The sequence below is a fragment of the Cypionkella sp. genome (genome assembly GCF_034376685.1).
Taxonomy (GTDB): domain Bacteria; phylum Pseudomonadota; class Alphaproteobacteria; order Rhodobacterales; family Rhodobacteraceae; genus Cypionkella.
This window is the reverse complement of record NZ_JAXMJJ010000072.1, coordinates 70,622-96,011: the sequence shown is the minus strand read 5'-3', so window position 1 is coordinate 96,011 and position 25,390 is coordinate 70,622. Positions and strand designations below refer to the sequence as shown.

Here is a 25,390-nt window from a genome sequence, read left to right as displayed (position 1 = left end):
GGGCCTTATTTCAGAACGGTGAAGCCTTGGGCTACGAATACGGCGGCAGAGCTATCAGAAGACAAAGCGTCGAGAAAGGCCTGTGCGGCGGGCTTGGTGCTAGAGGCGATAATGGCGGCAGGATAGACGATTGGGCTGTGGCTGTCGGCGGGGAAGGTGCCGAGGACTGTCACCTTATCACCGCTTTCGCCGTCGGCGATGGCATCCGAGGCGTAGACGATGCCGTAGGGGGCCTCACCTGCCGCGACCAAAGCGAGGGCGGCACGGACGTTATCGGATTGCGCGACATTGGCCTCGATGCTGGTCCAGAGGCCGAGATTTTCCAACGCTTCCTTGCCGTATTGGCCTGCGGGGACGGAGTCCACCGTGGCCATCGACAGCTTTCCGTCACCGAGAAGTGCTTTCAGATCAAGGTCTTTACTGATCTCAACTGGGGCGGCTTTGCCAGCGGCGATCAACACGAGGCTGTTGCCGAGGATGTCTTTGCGGCTGTCTTTCTGGATCAGGTTTTCATCAAATAGCGTATCCATCCACTTCTTTGAGGCGGAAATGAACAGATCGGCGGGCGCGCTTTGCTCGATTTGCTTCGCCAGCTTGGCGGTGCTTTCGTAGGAAATCACCACGCTATTGCCGGTTTCTTTCTGCCAATCGGCGGCGATGGTATCGAGGGCATTTTTCAAGCTGGCGGCGGCGAAGACGGTGATCTCTTCGGCCGATGCGCTGACGGGCAGGGCAAGGCTGACAAGCAGGGCGGCGATCAAACTGTGGCGACGGGTCAGCATGGGGTCTCCGGTGATATGTTTTTGTGAACATATCGGTGGCGCGGCGAGGCGCAAGCGTTATTTCCGCTCGGGAATATCGCGCAGGTAGGTTTGCAGCGTTTCGATATGGGGGCCGGTGGCCTGCGCGCTTGCCATTTCAGCCGCGCGATAGGCGGCGATGACGGCAAGGCCAATTGCGGTAACAGTGGCACCTCCGCCATTCGCGCCGCCGCGCGCGCTTTCCACCACGGGATCGATGAAGGCCGCGTTCATTTCCTCGACCAGCATCCAGGCGCGCTTGTAGCTCATCTGCATCGCGCGGCCTGCGGCGGAAATCGAGCCGGTGTCGCGGATATGCTCCAGCAGTTGCACCTTGCCGGGGCCGAGCTTCATCTCGCCGAAGTAGAAGCGCAGCAGAATGTGGGATTGGGGTTTCATGGCGTCAGGGTCTGGCGGTTGGTGTGAGCAAGTTGGGCGGTGAGTTGGGCGATTTCAGTGCTGCGGCGCTCGGGCGGCCAAGTATGCGCGTCGGCGAGGATGTCGGCGATTTGGTCGAGGTCAGCGGCGTTCAGCGCACCGGTGACGGCAAGCGTGGTACGGCGCAGCACGAGATCGGCAAGGTGCTCGACCTGCTCACTGCGGGCGATCCAGTCGATCTCCGCCGCGCTGTAGGCGGTGGCGTGGGGCAGGCGGTCGGCGTCGCTGTAGGGGGATTTATGCGCGACAAGGCTGCTCAGGCTGGTGCCGTAGCGGCTGAAAAGCTGCTGGGCGCGGGCGAGGTTGAGGCCTCCGGTGGCGGCGGCACTGGCGATCAGGCGGGATTTGGCTGCGTCTTCGGTGGGATAGCCTTTGCCGCCGCCAATGCCGAGATCGCGGGTGGAGATGCGGCGGGGGTGGTTTAGGCGCTTCAGGCAACTGTCGGCGACTTCCTCGGCAAAGCCGCGGAATGTGGTCCATTTGCCCCCCACCAGCGAGATGATCGGATACGGGCGCTGGGTAGTAGGCTCCAGCACGGGGGCGGAATGGTCGCGGCTGATCAGGCCGGGAGTGGCGGCGTCTGAAGCAGGCAGCGGGCGGATGCCGGAATAGGCATAGATGATATGCTCATGATCGAAGGGCAGACCGGGCAGCAGGGCGCGCAGACTGGTGAGGAAATAGGCGATTTCATCGTCCTCACAGCGCACGTTTTCAGGGTCGGCGGCTTTGATATCGGTGGAGCCGACGAGGGCTTTGCCGAGGTAGTCATAGACCAGCAGAATGCGGCCATCGTCGGCCTCAAAGTAGATCATCTGGCCGTTGAGCATTTTGAGCAGGTCAGGGTGATCCAGCAGGATATGCGAGCCTTTGGTGCCGCCGATCAGCTTGGTATCCGCGCCCAAAGCGGCGTTGACGCGGTCAATCCACGGGCCAGCGGCATTGATCACCAGTTTGGGTTTGGTGATGAAATTGGTGCCATCTTCGCGGGTGAAGCTGATCTCCGCGCCACTATGGGCGGCGATTTGCGTGTAGTTCAGGGCGAGGGCTTGCGGGTTGGCTTCCATGCCATCGGCGAGAAGTTCCCAGACCAGACGCTCGGGCCCGGCGATTTTGGCGTCATAGTAGAGGCCGGAGGCGACGATGCGCGGTGTCATTTGCGGAAACTCGGCCAGCGTATTGGCGCGGGATTTCATCTTGTGGCGCGGCATGACATTGGCGCGGCTGCCGTAGTAATCGTAGATCGTGAGGCCCACTTTCAGCAGCAAGGCCCCCCGGCTGCGCGCAGCGGTGGTGGAGCCGAAGAGCGTGCGCAAAGCCGCCCAAACCCCCTTGGTCCAAGAGAAAATCGGGATCACAGTGGCCAGCGGGGTGACGGCATGGGGGGCGTTTTTCAGCAGCAGGTTGCGTTCCAGCGTCGATTGCGCCACCAGACCAAACTCGCCGGTTTCCAGATATTTCAAGCCGCCGTGGATCATCCGTGAAGGTGCCGCCGAAGTGCCGCCGCCATAGTCGCCCTTCTCGACGATCAGCACGCGCAGGCCTTGTTCGGCAAGGTCGCGAAACAGGCCCGCGCCGTTGATGCCTGCGCCAAGGATCAGCACATCGATGCCATTGTCGCACAGGTCTTGCAGGCGGGGCTCAAGGTTCATGGGGTGTCCGTTTCGATCAGATGCAGCCGCACACCGGCGGCTTTCAGGGCGCTGGCTTCGGCGGCGGGCAAGGTGGCGCCCGTCAGCACAGCGTCAAAGGCGGTGAGCGGGCTCAGGGCGTGCAGGGCAGAGCGGCCGAATTTCTCGTGGTTCAGCAACAGGATACGCATGTTGGCGGCTGCCATCATCGCTTGCTTGACGCGGGTGACTTGGGCGTCCTGGATATAGGCCGTGCCGTTTTGCGCCGCAGAGGCCGAGCAGATCAGCACATTGGCGCGCAAATTGGGCAAAGCGGTTTCGCAGAGATGGCCGATGAAGGCGTTGTAGGTGGGGTGAAACTGGCCGCCAAGGCAGATCAGGGTGATATCGTCGGCCCCGGTCAGAGACTGGATGGAGGCGAGGCTGTTGGTGATCACGGTCAGCGGTGCGATCTGCGGCAGCAGCGGGGCGAGGGCATGGGTGGTGCTGGAGTCGTCGATCATCACGACTTGACCGGGTTCGATGAAGCGCAGGGCGGCGCGGGCGAGGGCGGATTTCTCAGCGGAGGCCACGGTTTGGCGGTAGCGGAACAGGCTTTCATAAACGCCAGAGGGCAGGGCGCTGACGGCCCCGTGCAGCTTGCGCAGCAGGCCCGCTTGCGCCAGTTGATCAATGTGGCGGTGGATGGTCATGCGTGAGACGCCAAAGCGCTGCACCAGATCATCAATCCGGGCTTCGCCTTGTTGCAGCACATAGGCGGCGATTTCTTCGCGGCGGGACTCGGGGGTCATTCGATCAGGGCTTCGATTTCTGGCCAAAGCGGGGCGACGGCGGCGGTGATTTTCTGATAAAGCTGAAAGCGTTTTTCGTAAGTTGCAGCACGGGCAGGATCCGGGGTGTAGGTTTGCCCCAACAGCGACATATCGCGCGGATCGGCGAGGGGAGAGGCATAAAGGCCCACGGCCGCCCCGGCACACAGCGCGGCCCCCCAGGCGGCGGCTTCCTCGGTTTGGCTGGTGGTGACGGGCATGCCGAGAATATCGGCAAACATCTGCGCGAAGGTGGGGTTGCGGGCGACGCCGCCGGTTAGCCGGGCCTCGCGCACCGGGAAGCCTGCGCGCAGGGCGTCAATATGGCTGCGGTGGTTGAACACGATGCCTTCCAGCACGGCGCGCAACATATCGCCGCGATTGTGCCAGCCACGCAGGCCCAGAAAGCTGGCACTCGCTTGCGGACCATGCGGCGAGCCATAGAGAAAGGGATGGAACATCAAGGTGGTGGGTTTGGCTAGTGCGGCATCAATCTCTAACGCGAGCATGGCGTGAATGGAGGTGCCCGACGTATCGGCTTCGGTCAGTTCAGCCTCGCATAGCGTCTCGATGAACCAATCGTAATTGGCGGCAGAGGCGGGCGACAGCGCCATGTTGTTCCACTGACCGGGCAGGATGGCGTTGCGGCAGAGCCAGCGCGGATCGGTGTTGGGCTGGGCGGAAACCACTTCGTTGATCGAATAGGTGCCCGCGACGATGGCGACGACGCCTTCGGCATGGCCACCAATGCCAAGCGCAGAAGCCGTCACATCATGTAGGCCAGCCGCAACCGGGGTGCCTGCGACAAGACCCGTAAGCGCTGCAGCCTCGGGGGTGATATGGCCGATGATCTCAGCGGAATCGGCGATGTCGGGCAGGGCGTGTGCGACGTTTTCCAGCCCGAAAAGTTGCAGCGCATCAAGGGTATAGTCTTGGGTCTGCACATCGGTGAAGGCGGTGGAAGCTTCGGTGCGGTCAGTGCCAAGGCTGCCTGTCAGACAGAAGCGCAGCCAGTCCTTGCAGGCCAGAAAGCTGCCGATTTGCGCGAAACGCTCGGGTTCATTGTCGCGCACCCATGCCAGCAATGCGGCGGGCGAACAGGCGGGGGGGATCTGGCCCGTCAGCTTCAAAGCAGCATCGGCGCGGTCGCGCCAGCTTTCGCAAATTGCCCCGGCGCGGCCATCCAGCGACAGGATGCCGTTGCCCAAGGGGCGGTTTTCATGGTCGAGCAGATAGAGGCCATCGCCATGCGCCGTAGCTGCGACGGCAACGATATCTGACGCGGGGCGGCCGGAAAGCTGGATCGCTTCGGCAATCGCCTCGGCCGTGGCGCGCCAGAGACCCTCCATATCGCGTTCGACATGATGCGGCTGCGGCAGAAGTTGCGGGATGCGGCGGCGGGCGACGGAAAGCTGGCGGCCGGTTTCGTCAAAAATCACCGCTTTGGTGACGGTAAGGCCGTTGTCGATGCCCAACAGACTGGTCATGTGCTTCCCTTTCGCAGCCCGAATGTAAGGGGCGAATCTGATAAAGCGAACATGACACGGTGGTATTATAACGGCAATATGCGTTACAAATTAGTCGACCTCTGCGTCGATCTCAACGCGTGCGGGCTGGGCGGCGGCGATGACGACGTTGATGCCCTTGGCGCGCATCCGGCTGATATGGCTGGGGTCGGTGGCCTGATCGACGATCACCACGTCAAACTCGGTCAGGTCGGCGAAGGCGTGCAAAGCGCGACGGCCAAACTTGGTGTGATCGGCCAGAAGGATGCGGCGCTGGGCGCTATCAAACATCGCGCGCTTGGTTTCCACCATCTCGGGCGATTGATGGAACACGATGTCGTCGGTGATCGCGGGCATCGACAAGAACAGCGTGTCGGCGCGCAAGCGTTTGATTTCGTTGGTAGTCATCCGGCCCATGAAGGCGTTGCACCAGTTATGCAACTGCCCGCCCAAGCCCAGAAGCGACAGATCGCGGATGCCGTTCAACTCGTTCATCAGGATCAGCGAATTGGTGATCGCGGTCAGCGGCACCTTGGCGGGCAGGTGCGGTGCCATTTGCAACACGGTGGTGGAATCGTCAAAGAAGATCGCCTGACCGGGCTCGACGAACTGCATCGCGGCGCTGGCGATGGCCTTTTTCTCAGCCGATTGGCGGGAAAACCGATAAACATCCGAGGATTCAATCAGGCTGGTCGGCGCAGCCGAGACAATACCGCGCGTCTTGCGCAACAGGCCGCGGGCAACCAGTTCATCCAGATCGCGGTGGGCGGTCATCAAGGAAATGCCAAACCGCTCGGTCAGATCCTCGATCCGCATCGAGCCTTCCGCCATCACCGCCTCGGAGATCAACTGGCGACGGGCGAGTTGGCGAGCGTGGCGGCTGTCAGAGGGCAGTTGGTCGGCCATCAGGCCAGAGGGCGGTTTCATATCGGTCATCTTGATCGCCTCCCCTGTCTGTATAGCGATGCCCGCAGGACTGCCGAAAAGCAAGGGAGCGCCGTTGCCAGCGCCCCCCAAGGTCAGATTATTCCGACAGGGTGAACGGGCCGGTGTATTTGTCCACATTGTCTTTGGTGATCAGCAGGCAATCGAACAGCTGCTTTTCAGTCGCGGCACCCGTGGCACCGGTTTTGATGAAGCTGTCGGCTTGCTTCACAGCCTCTGCCGAGAACACGGCGACCGGCTGCAACACGGTGTATTGCATCTCGCCTGCGGTGATCGCAGCGACCGCATCTGGTGATCCGTCAAAGCCGCCAACTTTCACGCCTTCCAGCTTGCCGGCTTCTTTCAAAGCCGCAATCGCACCCAAAGCCATCTCGTCATTGCCGGCGATCACGCCGATGATGTCGGGGTTGGCTTGCAGGATTGACTGCATCTTGTCGTGGCCCTTGGTGCGATCCCAATCAGCGACTTCCTGCGCGGCTTTCACCAGATCAGGGTATTGGGTCAGCACGGTTTCATAGCCGTTCGATCGGGTGGCGGCGTTGTTGTCGGCCGGGTTGCCGAAGAGTTCGGCATAGTTTCCGGCTTCACCCACCGACGCGACCCATTGCTGCGCGCCCATCGCGGCACCTTGCGCGTTGTTCGACACCAGCTGGGCTTTGGCGAGGCCTTCTTTGTTGATCTCGGCGTTCACCAGGAACACCGGGATACCTGCGTCAACAGCCTTCTGCACCGCCCCGATCGAGCCGTCAGCATTCGCCGGATCCAGAATGATCGCGACGGATTTGTTGGTGATCGCGGTGTCGATCATCGTCGATTCCGCATTGGTGTCGCCTTTGTGCGCCGACACGGCAGCGGTGTAGCCGAGGCTTTCGGCGGTGGCCGCCGCGACATCGCCTTCGGTTTTCCAGTAGGGGTTCGCCGGGTCGTTGACGATGATGGTGATCAGGCCTTCAGCGAAAGCGCTGCCTGCAAGCAGGGCATTGATGGCGACAGCGGCGAGCAACGCGCGCTTGGTCATGGTGAACATAGTCTCTCTCCCTTGGTTGGTGTCAGTCTTGCCACGGATGCGGCGGGTCTTTCCGCGATGAGCAGCCCATCGCGGCGAAGTGCGTGAAACCTCAGGCCGTTGCTTTGGCTTTAGGTTTGTATTGGATCGAGTTCAGCAGCACCGCTAGGACGATCACCGCCCCGGTGAACACGGTCTGCCAGTAGGACGACACGCCGATGATCACGAGGCCATCGGACAGAAAGCCGATCACGAAGGCCCCCAGCATGGTGCCGCGAATGGTGCCTCTGCCGCCGGTCAGCGCTGCCCCGCCAATCACCACAGCGGCAATCGCGGTCAATTCATAGGTGGTGCCTGCGGTGGGGCCTGCCGAAGTCAACTGCGACGACAGCACAAGGCCCGCGATGGCCGCACAGATGCCCGACAGCACATAGACGGTGATCTGCACGCGCTTGACCGGAACGCCGGAAAGTTCCGCCGCCCGCTCATTGCCGCCCGAAGCATAAAGCCAGCGGCCAAAGGCGGTGCGTGACAGCATCAGGCCTGCAAGGATGGCCAAAGTGGCCAGCACCACAACGCCGATTGGCACGCTCCACTCGCGGGTGAAGCCGAGGCGGTTGAAGCCCAGCCAGTTGAAGCCGGTGTTGCCGAGTTCGGGCTTTCCGCCGAGATTGTTGAAGGTCAGCCCGTTGGTCATCAACAGCGCTGCACCGCGGGCGACATACATCACCCCAAGCGAGGCCACGAAGGCAGGCACCTTGAACCACGCGATCAGCGCACCGTTGACAAAGCCGACAAACGCCCCCAGCGCGCAGGTCAGCACCACCACCGCCCAGACAGGCGGATACAGGATCACGCCCGCAGCCTGGATCTGCACACCTTGCATCAGGAACCCCGCAGCGCAACCTGCAAGGCCAAGGGTCGAGCCGACTGAAAGATCAATCCCGCCGTTCAGGATCACCAGCAGCATCCCGATGGCAAGGATACCGTAGATTGCGACATGGCTGGCCATGACCAGAAAGTTCGGCATCGAAAAATAATGCGGGCTCAGCAGCGAGAACACCACGATGATCGCAATCAGCGCGAAGAAGGCACGGCCCTCCAGCAGCAGGGCAATCGGGTCAAACCCTTGTTTCGCAGCAGGTTTTGGGGTCGATGACATCGGGTTCTCCTAGTGGGCCACGGCTTCGCCAGAGGCGGCCATGATCTTTTCTTTGGCTACAGTGTGGTCAAACTCGGCCGAAATCCGGCCACGGTGCATGACGATGATGCGGTGCGCGATGGACAGGCACTCGCCAACTTCCGAGGTGGAGTAAATCACCGCCAGCCCCTGCTTCGCGCCTTCCGACAACAGCCGGAACACCTCGGCTTTCGCGCCAATGTCGATGCCGCGTGACGGTTCATCCAGCACGATGACCTTCGGGTTAGTTGCCAGCATCTTGCCGATCACCACCTTTTGCTGATTGCCGCCCGACAGCGAGCCTATCGGCGCTGTGCCGCTCGCATCGGTTTTCACCGTGACCTTGCGGATGGCATCGCTGACCACCGCAGCCTCGGCTTTCCGAGAAGTGAACAGCCCCTTGGTAAACGCACCAATGCTGGCCAGCGACAGGTTCTGCCCCACCGACATGGTTTGCACCAGACCGTCGCGCTGCCGGTCCTCCGGCACCAGAACCAGCCCTCGTGCGATGCGCTGCGCGATGCTCAGGCCCGACACATCGCGGCCCTGCAGCATCACCCGCCCCCCAGAGGGGGCCAGACGACCGGCCACACATTCCAGCAATTCGGTGCGGCCCGCGCCCATAAGCCCATAGATACAGACGATTTCCCCGGCATTAACCGACAGGGAGAACCGATCCACCACCGAGAAACCCACCCCCGCCGCATCCGGCACCGAGATGTTTTCAATGCTCAAGGCCGTCTCGCCCATGGCATAGCCTGAGGGCGGCGATCCAAGGTCGAAATTCTCACCGACCATGTTGCGCACGATCCATTCCAGATCAATGGCGCTGCGCTCGGCATAGGCGGTCATCGCGCCATCGCGCAGAACCACCGCGTGATTGGTGATCTGCAACGCCTCTTCCAGATGGTGCGAGATATAGACAATCGACACCCCGCGCGCGGTCAGATCGCGGATCACCTTGAACAGCACTTCCACTTCCGTCGCTGACAAGGCGCTCGTTGGTTCATCCATGATCAGGATGCGCGAATTCACCGACAAAGCCCGTGCGATTTCAACGATCTGCTGCTGGCCCAGGCGCAGTTCTTCCACCGGGGTCAGCGGGTCAATGTCTTCCTCAAGCTCTGCCATCAAGGCGCGGGTCTGGCGTTCTTCTTCGGCGAAATCGACGCCAGAGCGGGTCATGATCTCACGGCCCATGAAGATATTGTCGCGCACATTCATGTTGGTGGCGAGGCTAAGCTCTTGGTGGATAATCGAAATCCCGCGATTGCGCGCCTCGGTTGAATTGGCGAAGGTCACCGGCTGACCGTCCAGCACAATCTCACCCGAGCTGGGCTTGACCACGCCCGACAGGATCTTCATCAGCGTCGACTTGCCCGCGCCGTTTTCGCCGAACAGCGTGGTGACCTGACCGGGATGGATGTCAAAATTCACCCCCTTCAAGGCGTGAATATTGCCGTAGGATTTTGCGATATTGCGCGCGGAAAGAACGGGCTGATCGCTCATTTCACCTCCAGCGAGACCGGGGTGATCAGCCAGTTTTTCGGGTTGACCAGCTTGAAGGCCCCGACCACGACAAGGGTTTTCCCGGTCAGAGCCACGTTATCAATCCCGTCCAACACCAGCTTTTTCATCTCTTTGTTCAGCGCAGAGCCCGCGTCCTGATATTCGATCTGGTTGGTGAACTGGCTGAAGGTGATCTCACCGCTGGCATCGCGCAACTCGGTGCCGTTGATCGCGGGGCCAGTCTGAACGCGCAGACGCAACGGCGCGGGAAGTCCTGCCACATCAACGTAATAGATGCCGGACTTACCTTCACCCACCACGCCTTCGAACTTCACCGGATAGACGCCCGCGACACTGTATTTCGCCTCTGCCGCCTTGGCATCCGCCGCAATGGCCGTCGCCAGTTCCACCACATCGACCGCGCGTTCGGTGACATTGGCCTGCACTTTCGGGAAGGCTTCCACGCCGAATGCCTCGGGTGAGAACTTCGCGGCGCGCACATCCTGTTCCGAACCAATGCGCACCACGGTGGTATCCAGCGCGATTGCGCCCAGCACCAGAACGGCAAAGGCTGCGCTCATCAGCAGGGTGCGGCGGGATTGTGGTGCGATGTCAGCGGGTTGGCTCATGGTAGGGTCACCTTGCATGCGATGGTCTCGGGGGCGGGGCCAGCTGCCCGAAGGCTGCCAGACGATGCGACACGCAGGCGGTGCGCCAAGCCGCAATGCGGCTGCCAGTTCAGCATGGCTCCCCCCGTTTCTGCCAAATCAGCACGAACGATTCCCTCCCGTTGTGCTGATATGGCCGTGTTACACCCCTATCCGTGATAGAGTTATGGTATCAACTCGAAAGATACTGTTATAAGTTCCGCGGTCTGTCAATCGAGTCTTTTGCAGGCATACCGCCCGAATTGTCAGCATTCAGGGCTGCCCTATCGCCGCTGAGCCCTGAGTCGGGGGAGGCTTCTGCAGCTGCGCAATGTGCTGCATTGCAGCATTCTTGGGTCGGCTGAAATCAAGATAACTAACTGATAATAAGATATAGTGTTGTCATACTGGATGGATTCATCTGCGTTGCTGCAGCTGGTTTTAAGCGGCAGATCGCGCCGGGCGCTGATCTTGCTGGCTTTGCCTTGGCTTTGGTTGACAGATCGCAGTTTATCTGAAAGAAATTACTATGTCAGAAAAATAATTCATCTTTCGTGTTATGACTATGTGATAATACGACGGGGCCAGCCGGAGGGGGCTGGGGTTTTGATGGCGTAGGCGTTTGAGGGGGGCAGAATGGCAGAGCTTTTGATCGGCATCGATTCGGGCACTTCGGTGGTCAAAGCGGTGGCGTTTACCCTTGCCGGTGCACAGCTTGCCGCCCATGCGGTGCCAAATGCCTATGCGACGGGCCCTGCGGGGGCTGCGACGCAAAATCTGGCGCAGACCTGGGCTGATTGCGCGGCCGCTCTGCGCGGTCTGGCGGAAAAGGTGCCCAATCTCGCCGCGCGCACGGCGGCGGTCTCGGTGACGGCGCAGGGCGATGGCACATGGCTGGCCGGGGCGGGCAACACTCCCGTTGGCGATGCCTGGCTTTGGCTGGATGCCCGCGCGGCCACCACGGTAGAGCGTCTGGCTGCCAGCCCAACCAATCGCGCCCGGTTTGAGGCGACGGGCACCGGGCTGAACACCTGCCAGCAGGGCAGCCAGATGGCGCATATGGATCGGTTTCATCCGGAACTTCTGGATGCAGCCGAAGTGGTATTGCATTGCAAAGACTGGCTTTATCTGAACCTGACCGGGGTGCGGGCCACCGATCCTTCCGAGGCCAGCTTTACCTTCGGCAACTTCCGTACGCGTGCATATGATGCCGAGGTGATCGACGCTTTGGGATTGTCCCATCGTCGCAATCTGCTACCAGAGATCATCGACGGCAGCCAAATCACCCATCCGTTGACGCTTGAAGCGGCGCGGCAGACTGGCCTGCGCGCGGGCACGCCCGTCAGTCTTGGCTTTGTCGATATGGTGATGACGGCGCTGGGGGCAGGGGTGCATACCGGGGCGGCAGGGGCGGCCTGTTCCACCGTAGGCTCGACGGGTGTGCATATGCGCGCCACCCCGGTCGATGGCGTGCACCTGAATGCCGAGGGCACCGGCTATGTGATCTGCCTTCCGGTGCCGGGGATGGTGACGCAGGTGCAGACCAATATGGCGGCCACCTTGAACATCGACTGGGTGCTGCGGATGGCGGCTGACCTGATGTCCGATTTCGGGCGGCCGACCACTCACGCTCATCTCGTGCCGCTGATTGAAAGCTGGCTTGCGGCCAGCAAGCCGGGGGCGTTGCTCTACCACCCCTATATCTCGGAGGCCGGAGAGCGCGGGCCTTTTGTCAATGCCGATGCCCGCGCCGGGTTTGTGGGCCTGAATTTCACCCACCGTTTCGCGGATCTTTTGCGTGCCGTGGTCGAAGGCTTGGGCATGGCGACCCGCGATTGTTATGCCGCAATGGGGGCTATGCCGTTGGAACTGCGACTAACGGGCGGGGCTGCGCGCTCGAAAGGCCTGCGCGGCGTATTGTCTGCTGCGACCGGGGCCCCCGTGCGGGTGTCTGGTCGTGAAGAGGCGGGTGCCGCCGCTGCCGCGATGATGTCGGCGGTGGCGATTGGCGCCTATCCGTCCATGGATGCCTGCATTGCCGAATGGGTCACCCCCTTGCTGGGCGCGGCGGAAGCACCCGATCCCGCCCTGACCGCCACCTACGCCCAAACCTATCCCGCCTATAAATCCGCCCGCGAGGGACTGACCACCGCATGGTCTGGCCTTGCGGACAGTCGCCAAGCCAAAGACAGGACAGCCGAATGAGCCTTAGTAATTCTGAGCCTAACATTTCTAAGCCTAGCGTTTCTGACCCTAGTTTGGTTGATCTGTTCGTCATTGGCGGTGGCATCAATGGTGCTGGCATTGCCCGCGATGCAGCGGGGCGGGGCTTGTCGGTGGTGCTGTGTGAAAAGGATGATCTGGCGCAAGGCACTTCGTCGCGCTCTGGCAAACTGGTGCATGGCGGGCTGCGTTATCTGGAGTATTATGAATTTCGCCTTGTCCGCGAAGCGCTTATCGAACGTGAAGTGCTGCTGAACGCCGCCCCGCATATCATCTGGCCGATGCGCTTTGTGCTGCCGCATTCGCCCACGGACCGGCCCGCGTGGCTGGTGCGGTTGGGGTTGTTTCTTTATGATCACCTTGGCGGGCGCAAAAAGCTTCCCGGCACCCGCACGCTGGATCTGCGGCGCGATCCGCAGGGCGCGCCGATTATGGATCAATACAAGCGCGGCTTTGAATATTCCGATTGCTGGGTGGATGACGCGCGGCTGGTGGTGTTGAACGCGCTGGATGCGGCGGAAAAGGGTGCATTGGTGCTGACCCGCACCGCCTGCACCTCGGCGCGGCGTGAAAACGACGCTTGGACCGTTGAGACCACCGATCAGAACGGTGAAACCCGCAGCTTCCGCGCGCGCTGTATCGTCAATGCGGCGGGGCCTTGGGTGACGGATATCGTGACGCGGGTGGCCGGGTCGAATTCCTCGCGCAACGTCCGGCTGGTCAAAGGCAGCCATATCATCGTGCCGAAATTCTGGGCCGGAGATCACGCGTACCTCGTGCAAAACCACGACAAGCGGGTGATCTTCATCAACCCTTACGAGGGCGACAAGGCGCTGATCGGCACCACCGATGTCGCCTATGAGGGCCGTGCGGAAGAGGTACAGGCGACGGAGGCCGAGATCGAATATCTCATCGCCGCCGTTAACCGGTATTTCAAGGAAAGGCTGCGCCGCAGCGATGTGGTGCATCATTTCTCGGGCGTGCGCCCGCTGTTTGACGATGGCAAAGGCAACCCCTCTGCCGTGACCCGCGACTATGTGTTTGATCTGGACGAGACCGGCGGTGTGCCACTTTTGAATGTGTTCGGCGGCAAGATCACCACGTTCCGCGAACTGGCCGAGCGTGGCTTACACCGCCTGAAAGCGATCTTTCCGCAGATGGGGCCGGATTGGACAGCCCATGCCACCTTGCCGGGTGGTGAGATGCCGAATGCCGATTATGAAAGCTTTGCCAATGACTTGCGTGTGGCCTATCCGTGGATGCCGCGCAGCCTGATTGCGCATTATGGCCGCCATTACGGCGCGCGCACCCGTGATCTGGTGGGCAGTGCGACAGGGTTGGATGGCTTGGGCCAACACTTTGGCCGCGATCTGTACGAGGCTGAAGCACGCTATCTGATCGCGCGTGAATGGGCGCAAACGCCGGAGGATATTCTGACACGCCGCACCAAGCACAACCTGCACCTGACGGCAGAGCAGCAAGCGGCTTTCACCGCTTGGATGGCGAAAGGGGCGTAAGATGTTAACGCTTTCACTGAACACCAACCCGCTGGTGAACCGCTTTGCCGACCCGGATGATCTGATCAATACCGTCGCGCGCGATCTGCGCATCCGCGATTTGCAACTGACGCATGAGTTCATCAACCCGTCTTGGCCCGCCCCGGTGATCCGTCGTCTGACCCGCCAGATGGACGCCGCCCTGCACCGCACCGGCGTGCGCGTCACCTCGGGCATGACCGGGCCTTATGGCCGTCTGAACCACTTCGGGCACCCCGACCGCGACGTGCGCCGCTACTATATTGATTGGTTCAAAACCTTCGCCGACATCACCGCCGATCTGGGCGGCACCAGCGTGGGGACGCAGTTTGCCATCTTCGCCTATCAGGATTTTGACGACCCAATCCGCCGCGAATCTCTGATCCAGACCGCAATCGACGCTTGGGCCGAAGTCGCCGAACACGCCAAATCCGCTGGCCTGACATATGTATTCTGGGAACCGATGAGCGTCGGGCGTGAGTTTGGCGAAACCATCGCCTCGGCCCTTGCCCTGCAAAAACGGCTGACCGCAGCCAATATGGCAGTGCCGATGTGGATGATGGCTGACATTGACCACGGCGATCTGACCAGCCCGAACCCGGATGATGTTGACCCCTACGCCTGGGCGCGTGCGGTGCCGAAAGTCTCCCCGATTATCCATATCAAGCAAAGCCTTATGGACAAAGGTGGCCACCGCCCCTTTACCGCGGCCTTCAACGCCAAGGGCCGGATTCACCCGGATCCCCTGCTGAAAGCCCTCGCCGAAGGCGGCGCAGAGCACAATGAAATCTGTCTGGAACTCTCGTTCAAAGAGCGTGACCCGAATGACCGCGAGGTGATCGCCCAAATCGCTGAAAGCATTGCGTTTTGGGCGCCGCACATTCACAGCGGTGTCGATGATCTGCACATCTGAGGAGGCTGCCATGTCTGCATTCGCATTCCTAACCGCCACGGAAATTCTGTTCGGACGGGGTACGGCGGCGCAGGCGGCAGCGCGCGCAAAGGCGCTTGGTGGCACGGTCTTCCTGCTGCACGGCAGCCCCGCCCGCGCCGATTGGCTGGGCGACGCGCTGGCAGGGCAGGGCTGCAAGGTGACACGCTTTGTCGTGCAGGGCGAGCCGGACATCGCGATGATCGAGGCCGCCACCGAAGCCGCCAAAGGCGCGCAGGTGGTGGTAAGCCTAGGCGGCGGGGCGGTGATTGACGCCGGAAAAGCCGTGGCGGCGATGGTGCCCGCCACGCGCCCCTTGATGGATCATCTTGAGGTCATTGGGAAATCTCTGCCGCTGGATCACGCGCCTTTGCCCTTCATCGCGATCCCAACCACGGCCGGGACCGGCGCGGAAGTCACCCGCAATGCGGTGATCGGCGCGCCTGGGCATCAGCGCAAAGTCTCTCTGCGTGACAAACGCATGCTGCCCGCGCTCGCGATCATCGACCCCGCGCTGACCGATCATACGCCGAAAAACATCACCCTTGCCTCGGGCCTCGACGCCATCACGCAAGTGATCGAGCCCTACATCTGCACCCGCGCCAACCGCCTGACCGACGCGCTTTGCCGTGATGCGATCCCGCAGGGCCTGCGCGCTTTGCGCCGTCTGATGCAGGGCGAAGATGCCGCCGCACGCGATGACATGGCTTGGGTCAGCCTGTGTGGCGGGCTGGCGCTGGCCAATGCCGGGCTGGGGGTGATCCACGGTCTTGCCGGGCCGTTGGGTGGGCTGATCGCCGCGCCGCATGGGGCGATCTGCGGCACGCTGTTGCCGAAAGGGCTAGCGATGAATGCCGAGCGTGCCGCAGACCCCAGCCGTATCAGGCAGGTAATTGGATGGATTGCAGAAGCCTTTGACGTCAAACCGGAAAAGGCGATTTGCACATTGACGCAGTGGTCGCGTCAGAACGGCCTGCCCAGCCTTGCGCAGATGGGCTTCACGCCGCAACATCTGCATCAGGCCGCCGAGGCCGCGGCAACATCCTCTTCGATGCAGGCCAATCCTGTGCGGCTGAGTGCAACCGATCTTGCCATCCTGATGGCCACCGCATGAGCCGTGCCCCGCTGGACCCCGAGCAATCGCTGGCGATCCGCGCGGCCTGGTTGCACTACGTCGGCGGTCTGACGCAAGCCGCCGTTGCCAAGCGGCTGGGCATTGCCTCGGTCAAAGCTCACCGCCTGATCGCCCGCGCGGTGGCCGAGGGGGCGGTCAAAGTTAGCATCGACGGCGATATTGTCGAATGTGTTGAGTTGGAAACCGAACTTGTCGCGCGTTATGGCCTGGATTTCTGCGATGTCGCCCCGGATCTCGATGAGATCGGCCTGCCGATCCGCAGCTTGGGCATGGCGGGGGCAGATTTTCTGCGCCGACAGATCGAGGCGGCGGCGACCCCGGTGATCGGGCTTGGCCATGGCCGCACCTTGGCCGCGATGGTCCAGTATTTGCCGCGTATCGAGGCGCCGGATCTGAAATTTGTCTCGCTGTTGGGCGGGCTTACCCGAAATTACTCGGCCAATCCGCATGACGTGATGCACCGCATTGCCGAGAAAACCGGCGCGCGCGCCTATGTCATGCCGGTGCCGTTTTTCGCCAATACCGCCGAAGACCGTGAGGTGCTGTTGGCGCAGCGCGGCGTGGCCGAAGTGTTCGCGATGGCGAATGCCGCAGGTCTGAAACTGGTTGGCATCGGCACGGTTGAGGTCGATGCGCAGCTGGTGGCCTCGGGCATGATCGAGCCGAAAGAGATCAAGGCGATACAGTCCGCGGGTGGGGTGGGGGAGTTGTTGGGGCATTTCTTTGATGCCGAAGGTCGCATCCTGCAAACCCAGCTGACGGCACGGACGTTGTCGGTCAGTTTTGCCGAAGCGGGCGACCCGATCGTTGCCGTCGCGGGTGGGCCGGACAAGATCGCTGCAATCCGCGCCGTGCTGTCCAGCCGCCGCCTGAAAGGCCTGATCACCGATGAGACCACTGCGCGCGCGCTGGTTTTGGCGAAATGAGGCCGGGCCGACCCACCACGGATAGCCCGGCCATCGCCAAACGGTTTGAGCTACAGGCTCAAACCGTCTTAAAGAATGGTTTGGCCGGTGGCCGCCCAGTCTTTGGCGAATTGCTCAAGCCCTTTATCGGTCAGCACATGATTGGCCAAGCCCTTGATAACACTCGGCGGAATCGTCGCGACATCGGCCCCCGCAAGTGCTGCTTCCTTGACGTGGTTGGCGCTGCGGATCGAGGCCGCAAGGATCTGCGTTTCAAAGCCGTAGTTGTCGTAAATCTCGCGGATGTCGCGGATCAGATCCATGCCGTCAATGTTGATATCGTCCAAACGGCCCAGAAACGGCGAGATATAGGTCGCGCCCGCTTTCGCCGCCAACAACGCCTGATTGGCGGTGAAGCACAACGTCACATTAGTTTTGATACCTTTTTGCGTGAAATAGCGGCAGGCTTTCAGCCCCGGCAGCGTCAGCGGCAGCTTGATCACGACGTTCTTCGCGATCTTCGCCAGATGCTCGCCCTCGGCCACCATGCCGTCATAGTCCATCGAAGCCACCTCAGCCGAGACCGGGCCATCAACCAGCGCGCAGATTTCTGCGATCACCTCTTTGAAATCACGTCCAGATTTCGCGATCAGGCTGGGGTTGGTGGTGACGCCATCCAGCAGGCCATAGTCGTTCAACTCGGCGATTTCACTGACAACGGCGGTGTCGACAAAGAATTTCATCACGTTCTCCTCTGCGGGAATCGATGGGATATGCTTGCGCTAACAGCTACAGGAATCCAACAATTATCACAAGTAAAAATCTCAAAATCACATAAATCACTTTTCATTCGTGATTTTGGATGTTAAAAAAATACCACAAACAGGGGGAATCTGGTGAAGCGCGAAGATCGCAAACAGGCGATTATGGATCTGCTGGTAGAGCAGCACGCGGTCGATCTGGATGATCTGGCCGAACGCTTTGCGGTGTCCAAAATGACCATCCACCGCGATCTGGATGATCTGGAATCCGAAGGTCTGCTGCGCAAAATGCGCGGTGGCGCGACGATTGAATCCGGCACCCAATTCGAATCCGACTTCCGCTTTCGCGCCCGCCAAGAGGGGGCCGCCAAGGCCCGGATGGCCCGCGCAGCACTGGAATTGATCGAGCCCGGCATGACGCTGATGATCAACGATGGCTCTATGGCAGCGGTCTTGGGCGCGATGCTGCCGGCAAAGCGCCCGCTGACGGTGATCACCAACAACGCCGCGATCATCGACGCGTTGCGTGCGGAACATGGCATCACGCTCATCGCTTTGGGCGGAGTTTACTCCTATAAATTCAATGGCTTCTTTGGTGTGGTGACCGAAGAAACCCTCACCCGCCTGCACGCCGATGTAGCCTTCATTTCTGCCCCCGCCGTGCAGGGCACCCGCGCGTTTCACATGGATGACAACGCGGTGCGCGCCAAACGGGCGATGATCGCCAGCGCCGCCAAGACCTGTCTTCTGGTCAACCACCAACGCTTTGGCCGCCAAGCCTTGCATGTGCTGGCCGATCTGTCTGAGTTCGACACCATCATCACCGATGCCCAGCCCGAACCCGAAGCCCGCGTCGCTTTGGACCGGGCAGGCATCGCGCTTCGCATCGCAGGAGACCGCGCATGAGCAAACACGTCTGGGTCGGCACCAGTTGGAAAATGAATAAAACTTTGGCCGAAGCACGCAGCTTTGCCGAGGGCCTACCGCGTGAAGGCGACCCAAACATCCAACGCTTTGTGATCCCACCCTTCACCGCCGTGCGTGAGGTGAAGGCCATGCTGGCCGACACATCGGTAAAGGTCGGCGCGCAGAACATGCATTGGGCAGAGGATGGCGCTTGGACGGGCGAAGTCTCAGCCCCGATGCTGAAGGATTGCGGGCTGGATATCGTCGAGTTGGGCCATTCCGAACGCCGCGAATTCTTTAATGAGACCGACGAAACCGTCGGCCTGAAGGTCGAAGCCGCCGTGCGGCATGGCCTTATCCCGTTGATATGCATTGGCGAAACCCTTGCTGAACGCGAAGCCGGTCGCGCCACTGAAACCCTCGCCGCCCAAGTCGCAGGCGCTTTGGGTAAGTTGTCGGAAAGCCAGAAATCCGAGCAAATCCTGCTCGCCTATGAACCTGTCTGGGCGATCGGCGCCAACGGCATCCCGGCCACATCCGACTATGCCGACGCCCGCCAAGCCGAGATCATCGCCACCGCCGAAACCATCCTGAACCGCCGCATCCCCTGCCTCTACGGCGGATCGGTCAACCCCGGCAACGCCGCCGAACTCATCGCCTGCCCGCATATCGACGGGCTGTTCATTGGCCGCTCGGCCTGGAATGTCGCAGGCTACCTCGACATCCTCGCCCGCGTCGCCGCAACTTTGTGAAGGAGAATCCAATGAAACTTGCAATCGCGGGCGACAGTGCAGGCGAAGGCCTGGCCAAAACCCTCGCTGAACACCTGAAAGCCACGCATGAAGTGTCCGAGATTTCGCGCACCGAGGCTGGCCCCGATGCCTTCTACGCCAATCTTTCGGATCGGGTGGCCAACGAAGTGCTGCAAGGCAAATACGACCGCGCTATTCTGGTCTGCGGCACCGGCATTGGCGTCTGCATTGCCGCCAACAAAGTGCCGGGCATCCGCGCCGCCCTGACGCATGACACCTATTCCGCCGAGCGTGCGGCTTTGTCGAACAACGCGCAAATCATCACCATGGGCGCGCGGGTGATCGGCTCGGAACTTGCCAAGGCGATTGCCGACGCCTTCCTGAAAGAAACCTTCGATCCCCAAGGCCGCTCGGCCAGCAATGTCGATGCGATCAACGCGTTGGACAAGAAATACTCCTAGCCTGTGGCGGCGTTTTAGCCGCAGGCGGGCAAGCCCGGCTTCCTCCTCAGCCGGGCTTGTCTCAATCCCCCAGAGCCGCCATTCTGGCGCAAACCGGAGGCGCAGATGGCACCCACACAAAAGCTGATCAACGATGGCAACCGCGCGGTGGATGAGATGCTGGTGGGGGTTCTGGCCGCCCATCCCAACCATCTGACCCTCGCCGCCCCGCGTGCGATTGTTGCCAAACACGGTCCGCGCCCCGGCAAGGTGGCGCTGGTGATCGGCGGCGGATCAGGGCATGAGCCGACGTTTTTGGGCTTTGTCGGCAAGGGCTTGGCCGATGCCGCAGCAGTGGGAAACGTCTTCGCCTCCCCGCCACCGCAGCCTGCCGTGGATGCGGCCTTGGCGACCCACGGCGGGGCAGGGGTGCTATTCATGTATGGCAACTACGCCGGTGACGTGATGAATTTCGACATGGCCAGCGAGCTGTTGGAGATGGAGGGCATCGAGGCCCGCACTGTGCTGACCACCGACGATATCGCGTCGTCGCCTGACCGAACGAAACGCCGTGGGGTCGCCGGAAATGTCTTCATCTTCAAAGCCGCAGGTGCCGCCGCCGATCAGATGTTGCCTTTGGATGAGGTGGAGCGCATTGCGCGCCACGCCAACGCCCGCACCTATACGATGGGCGTGGCGCTTTCTGCCTGCTCGCTGCCACAAACCCGCCGGCTGAACTTCGACCTTCCAGCGGGGGAGATGGAAATCGGCATGGGCATCCACGGCGAACCCGGTATCCGGCGCGGGTCGCTGAAGCCCGCCAATGACGTGGCCGATGAGATCATGGATGCTATACTCGCCGAAATGGCCGCCCCTGCGGGTGCAAAAGTTGCGGTTCTGGTGAACTCGCTCGGCTCGACCCCGCTGATGGAACTCTACATCCTTTACGCCCGCGTCGCCGAACGCCTTGCCGCCGCTGATCTCACCGTTCACTCCGCCCTCGTCGGCCCCTATTGCACCTCGATGGAAATGGCCGGAGCCTCAATCACCCTGATGCACCTTGACGACGAGTTGACCCAGATGCTCGACCACCCCTGCGACTGCGCCATGTTCCGGGTGGGCTAAGTAATGGATTTCACAACCGAAACCTGCACCCATCTGTTCCAAGCCCTCGCCACCCGTATGACCGCCGAGCGCGACGCCCTCTGTGCGCTGGACGGACTGATTGGAGATGCCGATCACGGCATTGCGATGGAGCAAGGCATGCAAGCCGCCGCAGCAGCCGTCCCCGGCTTACCTACCCTGCAAGACCAATTCAACGCCGCCGCAAAGGCCTTCCTGAACGCCGTCGGGGCCTCGTCTGGCCCGCTCTACGCCACCGCTTTGATGCGCGCCGCCAAGGCCGCAGGCCCGCGCGCCGCCATGCCGCGCAGCGAAACCCCGGCCCTGATCAGTGCGATGGCCGAAGGCATCGCCCATCGCGGCAAAGCCGAACCCGGTCAAAAGACTATGATCGACGCCTGGCATCCCGCTGCCGAAGCCGCAAAATCCGGCGCAACTTGGCCGGAAATCCTGCGAGCCGCCCAGACCGGGGCTGATGCCACCGCCGAGATGCAAGCCAGTTTAGGCCGCGCCGCACGGCTGGGCGAACGCAGCTTGGGCCACAAAGACCCCGGCGCCGTCAGCGCCTGCATGATCATCGAAGAATGCGCCAAGGCCCTCGGCTAGACCGCTAAAACTTGCCTAAAATTTTTCATTCTGGCGAAAATACTCCCGCCGGAGGCATCCGACATCGGCCAAGGAGCCTCCGGCGGGAGTATTTCCAAAAGAGCAATCCCCAAGCCCCGCACGATCTCAGCCGTGATGCCCGATCACATCTGCCGAGCGCGCGATATGCGCCTGCATCGCCGCCACCGCGCCAGCGCCATCCTGTGCCGCGATGCGCTCCAGAATGCGGGCATGTTCCAGCAACGTCACCTCTTCCTTGCCTGACCAGTGCAACAGCGCGGCGTGATAGTGGAACAGCCATTTCAGCATCGCCTCTGACACGGCCAACATGATCGGATTGCCGGTCATCGCCGCAATCCGGGTGTGAAACGCCATATCGGCGGCGATGAATGCGCGGGCATCGCCGCGGCAAGCGCGCTGATGGTCGAGGATCTCGGACAGATCGACGAGATCGGCCTCGACCACCTTTTCGGCGGCAATCCGCACCATGCCGGATTCAAACAATCGCCGCGCTTCTTTCAAATGCGCCAAAGCCCCCGGTTCCGCCGACAACAGCAGTTGCGCCACCGCATCCACCTGGCCCAGGACAGCGCCCGCGTTCAGCGGCTTGACCCGGCTGCGCTCGCCGTGGGCGATGCTGATCAGCCCCATCGTATGCATTTGCTGCAAGGCCTCGCGCACGGCAGGGCGGCCGACGCCAAAGCGCGCCATCAGCGCGCGTTCCGAGGGCACCACCGCGCCCGCTGCCAACTCGCCGGTCAGGATCATCGCCCGCAGCCGATCAAACACCTGATCCGAAAGCTTCCGCCGGGTGATCTTGTCTGAAACCATCACGCCCTCACTTCGCCCGACCCCTGCCTTGGCTTTGGCGCAAGGCTTGGGCTCAGGCAAGCTCTGTCCGCACATAACTCGCCAGATTCGTGGTGATCTTGGCATCTGCAAAGCTTAAACGCGCGAAAACATGCGGCACAACCTCGGCCTCCACTTCTGCGCCTGCCCGTGCGGTCAGTTCGGCCAGAATCCGCGCGATCGGGTAGCTCTGCCCCGTCCAATCCATCACACCGCGCGGCCCGTAAAGCCCTGCCGGAGTCCAGACCTGCACCCCAGATCCCACCAATGCAGCGGCCAGCCCCACGGTGTAGGCCGCGCCAAAATCACCCCGGTGGCGCGGATCGTCATCGGTCATGCACAGCCGCGCGCCCTCCGGGTTCGGAATGGTGCGCGCGCCGTAAGGGTTCTGCCGCATCGCAAGCGTGCTTGGCCCCAGCCGATACCGCCTTTCCCCGATGAACGCGCGCGCCGAGGCGGTGATATGCGGCACAGACTCCAGCGTCTGGATCACCGCATGGTCGCTGGCATCATGCACAATCGGGCAAAGGCCGTGGCTGACGAAATCCAAGCTCGCAACCGGGGGCCGCTTGCGGTTCAGTTCGGGAAAGAAACTGACCATGCCACCGCCCAAACTCACGTCAGGAAAGGCTTTGCGGGCGGCTTTGTACACATCGGTCAAAGGCGGGCAGGGCGGCCATGCCGATCCCGGCGGGGTCGATTGCCGATCCACCGAGGGGCAGACCATGATCGAAGCCACTCGCAGCCCCGATGCGGCCAAGTTCTTGGCATGGCCCGAGAATTCAGCATCCAGATCACCGTCGCAGCGCGCGATCAGTTCCAGATCATAGGCGGCATCATAGACCGCTTGCAGCACCGAGAACGCCCGCAATTCTGCCAACCCATGCCGGGTTGCATCGAAATGACACAGCAGCCGCTGCGGTTTCACCAGCTCCAGATCGCCCGGCCGCTCTACCGCCCGCCGTGCTTCTTCGGCGGTGATCACCAACGCAGTTTGCGGAAAAACCCCCGAGGCAGAGGTGCTGGGCAGGGGGGGCGCAACCGTCTCCGCCACCTGCCAGCTCAGCCGAACCGCTTGATCAAACCGCGCGCGATCCGCGATCTGATACGGCCAGGGCCGCGCCAAGGGCCGCACATAGGTCTTGTAGCTGGCATCGCCCCATTGCCGCTGATCCTCCATCTCAAAGGCGTCGCCCTCCATCCGGCAGGCGATTTGCCAGCCGCCCAGCCAATGCGTCAGCGCACGCAGGTCTTGAAACGGCTGCCAAGGCTCGATCAGCCGTGGAAACTCTGCGGTGCGGCTGCTGCCATCGCAATGTTCCACCGTGACCTTGGCCCCCGCCACCCCGGTGATCGGATGCAACACGGTAAAGCCCGCGCGATTGGTCTCAAACGCGCCCTCCGCCTGCGCCTTTGCGGTGAAACTCAGCCCGTCGGCAAAGTCGATCACCACGGCGACCACCAGCGCAGCGCCTTGGCTTTCAAACCGCGCTTGGTAGGAAATCTGTGTCGGTTCAATGCGTTCGCGGGTGATCTGCGGCACAAGTGTGCCCCAGTCGCGATCCCGCACCAGATAGGCGATGCCCCGGATCACCTCGGTCTCGCCCAAACAGATCTGCCGCAGCGCGCCATCCTCGTAGTCGAAACTCAGCGCGCCATGACTGATCTTCATAGCGCCGCCAGCTCCACCATCCGACCCTCTGCCGCAGAAAGATAGGCGGCCTCGACCAAGGCGAGGGTCTGCAAATTATCCTTGCCCGAGGTTTCCGGTTGGCTTCCCGCCGCAATACACGCCAGAAAATGCCGCTGGATGATCAGCACGCTTTCCTGAATATTGTGCCAAGGTCGGCTGGCCCAAGCCAACACCGGCGGCGACAGATCCTCCACCCGATCCGCCAACACCAGCCCATAGCCCGCATCCAACCGCAAGCTGCCCTTGGTGCCGTCGATTTCAATCAGGCTTTCCGGGAAAGTCTCGGGGCTGCGCTGGGTGGCATAAGAGCAATCGACCACGCTTGTGGCACCCGAGCCATGCGACAGCAGCATCGTCGCCACATCCTCGCCCTTGATCGCAGGATTGATCCGCCGTGTGGTGGCCGCCATCCGCACCACATCACCAAACAAAGCCCGTGCAATATCAAGGGTATGGATGCCCAGATCCTCAATGATAAAGCGCTTGCCCTCGGCCAGATAGGGCTGGCCCGAGAACACATCAAAGCCCGACCGAAAACTGACCCGGCCAAAGAATACCTCACCGAGCTCGCCCGCCCGCACAATCTCGATCACCCGCCGCACCGCCGATTGCCAGCGAAAATTCTCGTGCACCATTAGGGTCTTGCCCGCGGCCTCGACCGCAACCACCATCGCCCGCGCATCCGCCATGTTCGCGGCAAACGGCTTTTGGCAGATCACATGCACCCCCGCCCGCGCCGCCATCTCGACCAAGGGTCGATGTGAGGCGACCGTTGTGGCGATATCGACAAAATCCAAGCGTTCAGCGGCAAACATCGCCTCCGCATCGGCATAGGTCCGCGCAATGTCAAAGCGCGCGGCAGTTTCCGCCAGCCGCACCGCATCGCGGTCGCACAGCGCCACAATCCGCGCACCCGGCAAGTCCGCCCAGGCATGTAGCTGATTTTGCGCGAAAAATCCGCAGCCGATCACGGCACCGATCAGGGGTTGTGGCAAAACAAGGCTCCTTCCAAACTGCGCAAACCTTGCCACGCAGGACGCTTGAATTCAACAGGTATGATGAGTA

24 protein-coding genes are annotated in these 25,390 nt (G+C 61.7%); 10 read left to right on the top strand and 14 right to left on the bottom strand.

All coding sequences use genetic code 11. From position 1 onward, the window contains the following. Window positions 1–5 precede the first annotated feature (5 nt). From modA to U1A24_RS13850, 10 genes are all read right to left on the bottom strand, one after another. On the bottom strand, window positions 6–782 hold the full coding sequence (gene modA, locus U1A24_RS13895) for a molybdate ABC transporter substrate-binding protein (protein ID WP_322322571.1): 777 nt from the start codon (window positions 780–782) through the stop codon (window positions 6–8). Window positions 783–839: 57 nt separating this feature from the next. Next, a complete protein-coding gene (locus U1A24_RS13890) occupies window positions 840–1,199 on the bottom strand; it encodes a LysR family transcriptional regulator (protein ID WP_322322570.1) in 360 nt (119 codons plus the stop codon). After that, window positions 1,196–2,887 carry a glycerol-3-phosphate dehydrogenase/oxidase gene (locus tag U1A24_RS13885; protein ID WP_322322569.1) on the bottom strand — a complete coding sequence of 564 codons (1,692 nt, stop codon included), beginning with the start codon at window positions 2,885–2,887 and terminating at the stop codon, window positions 1,196–1,198. Before U1A24_RS13885 ends, U1A24_RS13890 begins: the two co-directional genes overlap by 4 nt. Beyond that, window positions 2,884–3,657: a DeoR/GlpR family DNA-binding transcription regulator gene (locus U1A24_RS13880; RefSeq protein WP_322322568.1), complete on the bottom strand. Its 774-nt coding sequence runs from the start codon at window positions 3,655–3,657 to the stop codon at window positions 2,884–2,886. Before U1A24_RS13880 ends, U1A24_RS13885 begins: the two co-directional genes overlap by 4 nt. After that, window positions 3,654–5,162 (bottom strand): FGGY-family carbohydrate kinase, encoded by a 1,509-nt coding sequence (locus U1A24_RS13875; protein ID WP_322322567.1) that lies wholly within the window; start codon window positions 5,160–5,162, stop codon window positions 3,654–3,656. Before U1A24_RS13875 ends, U1A24_RS13880 begins: the two co-directional genes overlap by 4 nt. A gap of 90 nt (window positions 5,163–5,252) precedes the next feature. Further along, entirely contained in the window at window positions 5,253–6,116 is an 864-nt protein-coding gene (locus tag U1A24_RS13870; protein ID WP_322322566.1) for a DeoR/GlpR family DNA-binding transcription regulator, read from the bottom strand. An 88-nt stretch (window positions 6,117–6,204) separates the two neighbouring features. After that, window positions 6,205–7,152 (bottom strand): D-ribose ABC transporter substrate-binding protein, encoded by a 948-nt coding sequence (locus U1A24_RS13865; RefSeq protein ID WP_322322565.1) that lies wholly within the window; start codon window positions 7,150–7,152, stop codon window positions 6,205–6,207. A gap of 91 nt (window positions 7,153–7,243) precedes the next feature. Then, a complete protein-coding gene (locus tag U1A24_RS13860) occupies window positions 7,244–8,293 on the bottom strand; it encodes an ABC transporter permease (protein ID WP_322322564.1) in 1,050 nt (349 codons plus the stop codon). 9 nt (window positions 8,294–8,302) lie between these two features. Continuing rightward, window positions 8,303–9,820, bottom strand: a complete 1,518-nt coding sequence (locus tag U1A24_RS13855) for a sugar ABC transporter ATP-binding protein (protein ID WP_322322563.1) — start codon at window positions 9,818–9,820, stop codon at window positions 8,303–8,305. Then, window positions 9,817–10,449: a DUF2291 domain-containing protein gene (locus U1A24_RS13850; protein ID WP_322322562.1), complete on the bottom strand. Its 633-nt coding sequence runs from the start codon at window positions 10,447–10,449 to the stop codon at window positions 9,817–9,819. The genes U1A24_RS13855 and U1A24_RS13850 overlap by 4 nt, the downstream gene beginning before the upstream one ends. A gap of 654 nt (window positions 10,450–11,103) precedes the next feature. On the opposite strand from U1A24_RS13850, the gene U1A24_RS13845 reads away from it, so the two are divergent. Genes U1A24_RS13845 through U1A24_RS13825 form a run of 5 tightly spaced genes read left to right on the top strand, consistent with a single transcriptional unit; the run spans window position 11,104 to window position 17,217 of the window. Further along, window positions 11,104–12,672: an FGGY-family carbohydrate kinase gene (locus U1A24_RS13845; protein ID WP_322322561.1), complete on the top strand. Its 1,569-nt coding sequence runs from the start codon at window positions 11,104–11,106 to the stop codon at window positions 12,670–12,672. Further along, window positions 12,669–14,207, top strand: coding sequence for a glycerol-3-phosphate dehydrogenase (locus U1A24_RS13840; RefSeq protein ID WP_322322560.1), 1,539 nt, complete (start codon window positions 12,669–12,671; stop codon window positions 14,205–14,207). Before U1A24_RS13845 ends, U1A24_RS13840 begins: the two co-directional genes overlap by 4 nt. A gap of 1 nt (window position 14,208) precedes the next feature. Continuing rightward, window positions 14,209–15,138 carry a sugar phosphate isomerase/epimerase family protein gene (locus U1A24_RS13835; RefSeq protein ID WP_322322559.1) on the top strand — a complete coding sequence of 310 codons (930 nt, stop codon included), beginning with the start codon at window positions 14,209–14,211 and terminating at the stop codon, window positions 15,136–15,138. 10 nt (window positions 15,139–15,148) lie between these two features. Then, window positions 15,149–16,270, top strand: a complete 1,122-nt coding sequence (locus U1A24_RS13830; protein WP_322322558.1) for an iron-containing alcohol dehydrogenase — start codon at window positions 15,149–15,151, stop codon at window positions 16,268–16,270. Further along, complete coding sequence (locus U1A24_RS13825; RefSeq protein WP_322322557.1) at window positions 16,267–17,217, top strand: sugar-binding transcriptional regulator; 951 nt, start codon at window positions 16,267–16,269, stop codon at window positions 17,215–17,217. The genes U1A24_RS13830 and U1A24_RS13825 overlap by 4 nt, the downstream gene beginning before the upstream one ends. Window positions 17,218–17,285: 68 nt before the next feature. On the opposite strand, the gene fsa is transcribed toward U1A24_RS13825, so the two are convergent. After that, window positions 17,286–17,939 (bottom strand): fructose-6-phosphate aldolase, encoded by a 654-nt coding sequence (gene fsa, locus U1A24_RS13820; protein ID WP_322322556.1) that lies wholly within the window; start codon window positions 17,937–17,939, stop codon window positions 17,286–17,288. A 153-nt stretch (window positions 17,940–18,092) separates the two neighbouring features. Between fsa and U1A24_RS13815 the strand changes: the two genes are divergently transcribed. From U1A24_RS13815 to dhaL, 5 genes are all read left to right on the top strand, one after another. Continuing rightward, window positions 18,093–18,863, top strand: a complete 771-nt coding sequence (locus U1A24_RS13815) for a DeoR/GlpR family DNA-binding transcription regulator (RefSeq protein ID WP_322322555.1) — start codon at window positions 18,093–18,095, stop codon at window positions 18,861–18,863. Further along, the gene (locus tag U1A24_RS13810) at window positions 18,860–19,615 is read left to right on the top strand and encodes a triose-phosphate isomerase (protein ID WP_322322554.1); all 756 of its coding nucleotides are present in this window, start codon (window positions 18,860–18,862) and stop codon (window positions 19,613–19,615) included. Before U1A24_RS13815 ends, U1A24_RS13810 begins: the two co-directional genes overlap by 4 nt. A gap of 11 nt (window positions 19,616–19,626) precedes the next feature. Continuing rightward, the gene (locus tag U1A24_RS13805) at window positions 19,627–20,076 is read left to right on the top strand and encodes an RpiB/LacA/LacB family sugar-phosphate isomerase (protein WP_322322553.1); all 450 of its coding nucleotides are present in this window, start codon (window positions 19,627–19,629) and stop codon (window positions 20,074–20,076) included. Window positions 20,077–20,181: 105 nt separating this feature from the next. Further along, window positions 20,182–21,180: a dihydroxyacetone kinase subunit DhaK gene (locus tag U1A24_RS13800; RefSeq protein WP_322322552.1), complete on the top strand. Its 999-nt coding sequence runs from the start codon at window positions 20,182–20,184 to the stop codon at window positions 21,178–21,180. Window positions 21,181–21,183: 3 nt separating this feature from the next. Continuing rightward, window positions 21,184–21,783, top strand: coding sequence for a dihydroxyacetone kinase subunit DhaL (dhaL, locus tag U1A24_RS13795; RefSeq protein ID WP_322322551.1), 600 nt, complete (start codon window positions 21,184–21,186; stop codon window positions 21,781–21,783). 126 nt (window positions 21,784–21,909) lie between these two features. On the opposite strand, the gene nanR is transcribed toward dhaL, so the two are convergent. The 3 genes from nanR to U1A24_RS13780 are packed head-to-tail and all read right to left on the bottom strand — an operon-like array spanning window position 21,910 to window position 25,320. Then, on the bottom strand, window positions 21,910–22,614 hold the full coding sequence (nanR, locus tag U1A24_RS13790) for a transcriptional regulator NanR (protein ID WP_322322550.1): 705 nt from the start codon (window positions 22,612–22,614) through the stop codon (window positions 21,910–21,912). Between the two features lie 52 nt (window positions 22,615–22,666). Next, window positions 22,667–24,304 (bottom strand): hypothetical protein, encoded by a 1,638-nt coding sequence (locus U1A24_RS13785; RefSeq protein WP_322322549.1) that lies wholly within the window; start codon window positions 24,302–24,304, stop codon window positions 22,667–22,669. Then, a complete protein-coding gene (locus U1A24_RS13780; RefSeq protein WP_322322548.1) occupies window positions 24,301–25,320 on the bottom strand; it encodes a Gfo/Idh/MocA family oxidoreductase in 1,020 nt (339 codons plus the stop codon). The genes U1A24_RS13785 and U1A24_RS13780 overlap by 4 nt, the downstream gene beginning before the upstream one ends. Between the last annotated feature and the right edge of the window lie 70 nt (window positions 25,321–25,390).